This is a genomic window from Bradyrhizobium viridifuturi (assembly GCF_001238275.1).
Taxonomy (GTDB): Bacteria; Pseudomonadota; Alphaproteobacteria; order Rhizobiales; family Xanthobacteraceae; genus Bradyrhizobium; species Bradyrhizobium viridifuturi.
This window is the reverse complement of record NZ_LGTB01000070.1, coordinates 20,617-27,091: the sequence shown is the minus strand read 5'-3', so window position 1 is coordinate 27,091 and position 6,475 is coordinate 20,617. Positions and strand designations below refer to the sequence as shown.

The 6,475-nt window shown below is 63.7% G+C and carries 9 protein-coding genes and 1 pseudogene; 3 read left to right on the top strand and 7 right to left on the bottom strand.

The features are described from left to right. A partial coding sequence (locus ALC15_RS45685; RefSeq protein ID WP_430649225.1) for a hypothetical protein occupies window positions 1–218 on the bottom strand: 218 nt, incomplete at its 3' end. Window positions 219–420: 202 nt separating this feature from the next. Here ALC15_RS45685 and ALC15_RS38995 point away from each other — a divergent pair. Next, window positions 421–1,125 carry a response regulator transcription factor gene (locus ALC15_RS38995; protein ID WP_050631862.1) on the top strand — a complete coding sequence of 235 codons (705 nt, stop codon included), beginning with the start codon at window positions 421–423 and terminating at the stop codon, window positions 1,123–1,125. A 7-nt stretch (window positions 1,126–1,132) separates the two neighbouring features. Here ALC15_RS38995 and ALC15_RS38990 read toward each other — a convergent pair whose 3' ends face one another. The 4 genes from ALC15_RS38990 to ALC15_RS38975 form a co-directional block, all read right to left on the bottom strand. Continuing rightward, the gene (locus ALC15_RS38990) at window positions 1,133–1,333 is read right to left on the bottom strand and encodes a response regulator (protein ID WP_157860985.1); all 201 of its coding nucleotides are present in this window, start codon (window positions 1,331–1,333) and stop codon (window positions 1,133–1,135) included. 8 nt (window positions 1,334–1,341) lie between these two features. Further along, entirely contained in the window at window positions 1,342–1,584 is a 243-nt protein-coding gene (locus ALC15_RS38985) for a hypothetical protein (RefSeq protein ID WP_050631860.1), read from the bottom strand. Next, entirely contained in the window at window positions 1,581–3,080 is a 1,500-nt protein-coding gene (locus ALC15_RS38980; protein WP_094194396.1) for a hybrid sensor histidine kinase/response regulator, read from the bottom strand. The genes ALC15_RS38985 and ALC15_RS38980 overlap by 4 nt, the downstream gene beginning before the upstream one ends. Before the next feature lie 338 nt (window positions 3,081–3,418). Next, window positions 3,419–3,877, bottom strand: a complete 459-nt coding sequence (locus tag ALC15_RS38975; RefSeq protein WP_050631858.1) for a group III truncated hemoglobin — start codon at window positions 3,875–3,877, stop codon at window positions 3,419–3,421. An 83-nt stretch (window positions 3,878–3,960) separates the two neighbouring features. On the opposite strand from ALC15_RS38975, the gene ALC15_RS38970 reads away from it, so the two are divergent. Beyond that, window positions 3,961–4,395 carry an RrF2 family transcriptional regulator gene (locus tag ALC15_RS38970; protein ID WP_050631857.1) on the top strand — a complete coding sequence of 145 codons (435 nt, stop codon included), beginning with the start codon at window positions 3,961–3,963 and terminating at the stop codon, window positions 4,393–4,395. Here the strand turns inward: ALC15_RS38970 and ALC15_RS38965 are convergent. Next, window positions 4,390–5,156: pseudogene (locus ALC15_RS38965) on the bottom strand (SET domain-containing protein). The gene ALC15_RS38970 and the pseudogene ALC15_RS38965 sit on opposite strands and share 6 nt — an antisense overlap. Before the next feature lie 164 nt (window positions 5,157–5,320). Here ALC15_RS38965 and ALC15_RS38960 point away from each other — a divergent pair. Further along, window positions 5,321–5,923, top strand: coding sequence for a hypothetical protein (locus ALC15_RS38960; protein ID WP_050631856.1), 603 nt, complete (start codon window positions 5,321–5,323; stop codon window positions 5,921–5,923). Here the strand turns inward: ALC15_RS38960 and ALC15_RS38955 are convergent. Further along, window positions 5,920–6,390, bottom strand: coding sequence for a DUF6321 domain-containing protein (locus tag ALC15_RS38955; protein WP_244486456.1), 471 nt, complete (start codon window positions 6,388–6,390; stop codon window positions 5,920–5,922). The two genes, ALC15_RS38960 and ALC15_RS38955, sit on opposite strands and share 4 nt — an antisense overlap. Between the last annotated feature and the right edge of the window lie 85 nt (window positions 6,391–6,475).

Sequence of the window (6,475 nt, the reverse complement as noted above, 5' to 3'; positions counted from 1 at the left end):
GCCGCCTCGGTCGCGGCCTGAACGGCCCTCGCATATGCCGCGAGCCGCTCGTAGTCGGCGGCCTCCTGCTTGAGCGCGGCCACCCGATGCGCCGGTGCGTCACCCGCCCTTGCCCTCGCGCATGTCGCACATTGCTGCCAATGGACCGGATCGTACGCCTCGCGCGGCGTGATGGGGTTCTGACGCTGATTCCGAAGGCAATTGTCCGTCCTCGACATTCTGCCGCTCCCGAACGTTTCTTAGCGTCTTGCTTCTGCTTGTCCGCATAAGATAGCCACCCGAACGTCGGCGGTGCGATCCAAGATTTGTGCAGATTTGTCGGCGTCCTGCGCGCAGAGCAGCGGCGGTGCCTGTTTTGATCCAACTCAATGAAATGTGGCTGATACTGATAAAAATGCGCCCCCAAGACTTGGTCCACGCATGCAGCTTCCGCAGAAAACGATCCTCGTTATCGAAGACGACCCAGACGTTCGAAGAGTATTAGCCTCGGGTCTGGTGGCGGAAGGATTCACCGTGACCGAAGCCGCGAGCCGGGAGGCGGCGATCAAGCTGCTGGAACGCTGCCCCGTCGATCTGATCACGCTCGACATCGGACTGGGCTCGGATGACGGTTTGCAGCTGGCCCGCGAGATCAGAACGACGATCAACGTGCCGATCCTGATCATCACGGGACGGGCCGAGCCGATCGAGCGTGTCCGCGGGCTCGAGCACGGTGCCGACGACTATGTCACGAAGCCTTTCCATATTCGCGAAGTCATTCTGCGCGTCCGCACCTTGCTCGGCCGCTACGATGACTCGCGGGAGAACCAGCGCGCCGCGCTCGATGCCTACAGCTTCGACCATGCGATCCTCGATCTTCGGCGCCGCGTGCTGCGCCGGCTGGACGGAGACGTCATTGAGCTGACCGAAACCGAAATCAGGTTACTCGAGCTGTTCCTGCGTCATCCGTCACGGGTGCTCTCGCGTGACGAGATCAACACCTTCCTCCGAGGCCGTGACTGGTCGCCGCTCGATCGTACGCTCGACGGCCATATCGCCCGCCTGCGACGCAAGATCGAACCGCTCTCGGATACACCCCACCTGATCAAGAGCGTCAGAGGGGTCGGCTATGTGTTCTGCGGATAGCACACATTCAGGTTGCCGGGGGCGGTCTCTCTGCGAGCGCCTGTTGAATGCAGCGGGCGAGCTGTTCACGACCGTAGGGTTTGAGCAGCAGCGGAAGTCCGTCGCTGGACTCGGTCGTCTTGGCCTCGCCCGGATAGCCGCTCGTCAGCACGACCGCCGTCCGCGGCCGGTGCGCGCGGATCCATCGCGCAAGCTCATACCCCGACATCCCGGGCATCACCACGTCGGCGAAGAGAGATCAATCGCTCCATCGCTTCGTAATGTCGTCACGGCTTCTTCCCCGGCGCGCGCCTCGAGTGTGACATAGCCAAGCGCTTCCAGACGCTTCATCGCGATCTCACGCACCTCGTCATCATCATCCACGACCAGGATGGTTTCGCCGTCCCCCAACGGAATCGATACCGGATCGACGAGCTGCGCCGATGTCACGGACTCGGCGCGCGGAAAATGCAGCGTCACGGTGGTGCCCTCTCCCTGCACGCTGGCGATCTTCGCGAAGCCTCCGGCAAGTTGGCGAGATTCCTGACCGTCGTCAGTCCCAGTCCCGTGCCTCGGCCCGGCTTCTTGGTCGAGTAGAACGGATCCCAGACCTTGTGGAGAACGTCGGCCGTCATCCCTTCGCCGGTATCCGTAACGGAGAGGCACACGTAGTGGCCAGGCGCCGCCGTGCGAGCCCCTTCCGTCACATGCATGTTGCGCGTGGTGATCGTGATGCTGCCGCCCTCCGGCATTGCGTCCCGGCTGTTGGCAGCCAGGTTCAGAAGCGCGCTGCATACCTCACCCGCAGGAACCCGCGTCAGCCAGAGTTCCTCCAAGAGGTCAACGCGCAACGACCACTGGCCCGCGACGAGACTTTCGAGCAGCGGCATCATCTCGCGCACCACGTCGTTGAGTGAAACGATCTCCCATTCGCCTTCGGGTTTCCTGGCGAGCGCAAGCAGCCGCTTGGTCACCGTGGAAGCGAGTTTTGCGGCCTGGAGCGCCCGCTCGACGAGATGCTGCGCCGCGCGATCGCCTATTCGTGGCTCGGCGAGTTCAAGGTTTCCCAGAATGACCGCAAGCGAGTTGTTGAAATCATGGGCAACGCCGCCGGCAAGCAGTCCGATCGCATCAAGCCGCTGCCTTTCGGCCACGAGCCGTTCGGCCTGCTTCCGCTCGGTCACGTCCGTGAGTGTGCCGCAATAGAGCTGCGCACCGTTCTCGTTGCGCCAGGTGGTGATCGCGAGCTCCGCGGGAAACACGGCGCCGCTCTTGCGCTTGGCGGACACCTCGCGGCCGATACCGATGATGCTCCCCTGGCCTGTTTCGGCATATCGACGCAGATAGTTGTCGTGTGCCATCGCGTCGGCTTCCGGCATCAGGAGGCTCACGTTTCTCCCCAGCAACTCGCTCAGCTCATAACCGAAGACGGCGAGCATCGCCGGATTGACGGCCTCCATCGTTCCTCGCGCGTTGATCAGGACGATCGGATTGGGCGCCGCCTCGAACATCGCACGGTAGCGATCCTCGGAGGCGCGCAGCAGCTCGCGGTCACGCTGCAGCTCTTCTTCGGCCGCCTTTCTGCGGGTGATATCTTCGGTGAGGATCAATATTCCGCCGATGCCGCCGTCCGGTCCGAACCAGGGCCGGACGTCCCACCTCAGCCATTGCACGGTCCCGTCAACGCGCTCGAACCTGTCCTCCTCCGAGCTGCACGATTCGCCGTTCATTGCGCGCTGGTGGATCACGCGCCAAGCCTGCGGAATCTCGGGGAAGACTTCGTAGTGCGACCGGCCCTCGATCTTGCCACTCAGCCCGTAATCGTCGATCCAGCGCCGGCTCGCCGCCAAGTATCGCATCTCGCGATCGAACATGGCGATCGCAACGGGTGCATACTCGACGAAGCCGCGAAACTGATCACCATTGGGAGAACGGCGTGGCTCCACTACCGCTCCCTCGTCCGCTCGAGCCGCCATTATGCCTCCGGGCGAGCAGACTACGTTGGAACCTCAGTGCTTGCTTGACGCGGATCAAACGTCTTGCAAGCGCACAAATCTGCACAAAGATCGGATTCCGATTCATCGGCCAATCCGCGATATTGACTGCATGTTGCGATGCAGGACCGGGAATTGTCTCGGATCGCAATTTGAAGTGCGCAACTAGGTGGTGGCTGGGGCAACCCTGTTACTAACCGTCCACCGAATGGAGGCCGCCTTGCTGGCGGCCTCTCACTCGGCTCATTGCGACGCTAGGGTTGCGCGATGTCGTCACCGACCTGTTGCGCGCGAAGCTCGGACCAGGGCGCTGCGACCGATTACACAGCGCTCGTTTCTGCTCGCCTGTAGCGTTCGCCCACCCCCAGCATCACGCGCTGTCCGCTGGCAACGCCCATCTCCAGGCTTGCGGCGATGCGCCGTGCGCGTTCGATGAAATGAACCGCAGCAACCGGCGGGCACAGTTCATGTGCAGTCGCCTCGAACAGCTCGAGCCAGCGATCGAAATGCGCGGCATCGATCGGCAGCGGCATGTGCTTGACCATCGGCGTGCCGTGATAGCGCCCGGTCATCAGCGCGACCGAGGACCAGAACGCGCACATCTGCGCCAGATGCGGCTCCCAGTTGCTGATTTTGGCCTCGAATACCGGGCCGATCATCGGGTCGTTGCGGACCTTGGCGTAGAAGGCGTGCACCAGCTGCGCGATCATGGCCTCGGTGATCCCGGTCCGCGCGACGATCTCGGCGGTGATCTGCTCGCGGCGCTCTGCTCCTGTCATCGCTCATATCCTAAATATGCATTTCAAATACCTATTTAGACTGCTATAGCTGATCCGCCAAGTGCTGATTTCGAAGGGCTTCCATGCGCCTGACTTCGTTCACGGATTTTGCGCTCCGCGCCCTGATGCGGCTGGCCGGCGAGCCGGACCGCTCGTTCGCGACCAGCGAGATCGCGGCGGAGTTCGGCATCTCCCGCAATCACCTCGCCAAGGTGGTGCGCGACCTCGCAGAGGCCGGCTTCATCGCGACCCAGCGCGGCGCGGGCGGCGGGTTTTCGCTGGCGCAGCCGGCGGAGACCATCACCCTCGGGCAAGTGGTCCGCGCGCTGGAAGGCGGCAGCGCGCTGGTCGAGTGTTTCAGGGATGATGGCGGGGATTGCGTGCTGCTGCCGCGCTGCCGGCTGAAGGCGAAGCTCGCCGCGGCTCGTGAGGCCTTCATGCGCGAGCTCGACGGGACCACGCTGGCCGAATGCGCCTACCTGCCGCGCCCCGCGCGCCATCCGGCGCGCGCATCATGACGATCGTCGAACAGGATCAGTCTCGGAACTCAGGCCTGCAACGGACGCGCGGCGCCGCGCTTTGAAGGGACCGCGCGCTTGCCGGCAGCGGCAGTGAGACTGTGGCCGTTGAGGTGCTTGCCGTTCAGGGCCTTGCCATTCAAGGTCTTTGGCGTTCAGGGTCTTGGCGTTCAGGGTCTTGGCGTTCAGGGCCTTGGCGTTCAGGGCCTTGGCGTTGCCGTTTGCCTTGGCGGCCTGCTTCGCGCCGGCCTTCCTCTGCCCGGCCCGCTTCTCGGCCTCGCGCTTCGCCTTCCGTTCGGCCTTTTCCTTCAGCCGCACCCGCTCCGCCCGCGCCTCCGCGCGCTTCTTCTTGCGCTTCTTCTCGCAGGCGTCGCACTTGCAGCGATCGGCTTCAGATACGCTTTGAAGTAGTCGGTTCCGTAATCGTAGTTGATCTCGTCGCCCGGCTCGATGTCCTTGATGGCGCGGATGAACACCTTGCGCTTGCGCGGCTTGACGTCGGATTCCGCGTTCGGCCGGCAGGCGTGGTTGATGTAGCGGGCAACGTTCTCGCGGACCGAACCGTCGATGGTCCAGCGGTTGGTGAGCTCGAACAGGTATTTGTTCTCGATCGCGTCCTCATCCTTCTTCTTCGAGTCGAGCAGCGGCCCGAAATAGCGGATGATCTTGGTGCCTTTCTTGATCGGCTTGGTGGCGAAAAGGCCAAGGCCGGTGCGGGAACGGCCGACGCGATAGGGCTTGTGCGATAATGATGCGGGCATGATGATCGAGGCTACGGCACGCCGGGGGCGCACGCGACAAAGTTGCGAAGCCGCCCTTCTAGGACGATTCCGCGCGCCTGTCAGGTGTTTCCAGCGTGTCTGTTGAACCTTCCCCAGATTGCATATGTCAGACACAAAGTACGTCCGGATCACAGGTTTTCCCGATGAAATACCTTGCTTTTGCAACAGCCGTTATGGCGCTTGCCTGCGCAAATCCCGGTCAGGCTGCCGCTGAGACGATCAGCAGCAGCTACACCTCGACCGCGCCAAAGGCCTGCCGCATGATCGGCAAGCCCAACGAGGAGGACGGCAGCACCACGCGGGTCTGCCCGGGGAAATCCGGCCTCGTGGTGCTGATCAACGAGGGCGACCTGCGCGAAGTGGTCTCTGTGGGGCGAAATCGCGCGGCTGCGGCGAAGGAACCGGCGGCGCGGGCCTGGTTCGGCCCGTTCAGCTCGACCGGCGACACGGTCGAATGGCGCACCGCAGGCAGCAAGCCTTTTGCGATCATCCAGCGCTGGCAGATCGCCGACAACAGCGAGCAGGACAAGCGCGGCGGGCCGGTCTCGCGGGCGATGCTCGCGGTGACGCGGCTGCCGCCGGGCGATGTCTGTCACGTCGCCTATGTCGACATCGCGGCCAATCCCGACGCCAACGAGCTGGCGCGGCAGGCCGCCGACGACTTCGCCCGCGATTTCAAATGCGGCACGGATCAGGTCAAGACGATCGGCCAGAGCGGCCGCTCCACGTCGCTGACAAAACGCTAGCGCTTCTGCTGCTTCGCACGTTTGTAGCGTTGTAGCAGGCGTTCGCCCTTGGCCGCGATGCGGCGCGCGGCGGCCACCGTTTTGGGAACTGGTTCGCCCCAGGCATGGGCCGACAGTGCATGCCGTGTCGGCCGTCCACGATCATCGACCAGCGGTGGCAGCTTTTTGCGGCCGTAGAAGCGCACCGCCCAGCTGCCCTTCCGCCGCATCTCCTGCGGCGTCATCTCGGCTTCCTTCTTCGTGACGCCGGGCTTCAGATGCGCGCCCTGCTTCGCCGCGAATGCCTTGCGGCCGGCCGCGGTAAGCCCGCCACGCGGATCCTTTTCACGCGCACGACCAGCGCCTTTCCGCGCCGATGTTCTTGTCGTCGTCCGCTTCTTCGCCGCGCTCTTCTTTGCAAACGGGCGCTTATGTGCCGCCCGCTTCTTTCCGGACGTCTTCGTGCTGCGCTTCGTTTTTGCTGCCATGCGCATATTGTCCACGAGGTTGGGGTACCGCCGTCCGGCACGTCGCGCGGCCGCCCTGGCGGCAGCCTTCTTCGGCGGCGACAAA

Bases quoted from the DNA above. Each gene is read 5' to 3' on its own strand.
- ALC15_RS38995 (WP_050631862.1), top strand. From the start codon at position 421: ATGCAGCTTCCGCAGAAAACGATCCTCGTTATCGAAGACGACCCAGAC.
- ALC15_RS38990 (WP_157860985.1), bottom strand. From the start codon at position 1,333: ATGTCGGGGTATGAGCTTGCGCGATGGATCCGCGCGCACCGGCCGCGG.
- ALC15_RS38980 (WP_094194396.1), bottom strand. From the start codon at position 3,080: ATGGCGGCTCGAGCGGACGAGGGAGCGGTAGTGGAGCCACGCCGTTCT.
- ALC15_RS38975 (WP_050631858.1), bottom strand. From the start codon at position 3,877: ATGACAGGAGCAGAGCGCCGCGAGCAGATCACCGCCGAGATCGTCGCG.
- ALC15_RS38970 (WP_050631857.1), top strand. From the start codon at position 3,961: ATGCGCCTGACTTCGTTCACGGATTTTGCGCTCCGCGCCCTGATGCGG.
- ALC15_RS38960 (WP_050631856.1), top strand. From the start codon at position 5,321: ATGAAATACCTTGCTTTTGCAACAGCCGTTATGGCGCTTGCCTGCGCA.
- ALC15_RS38955 (WP_244486456.1), bottom strand. From the start codon at position 6,390: ATGGCAGCAAAAACGAAGCGCAGCACGAAGACGTCCGGAAAGAAGCGG.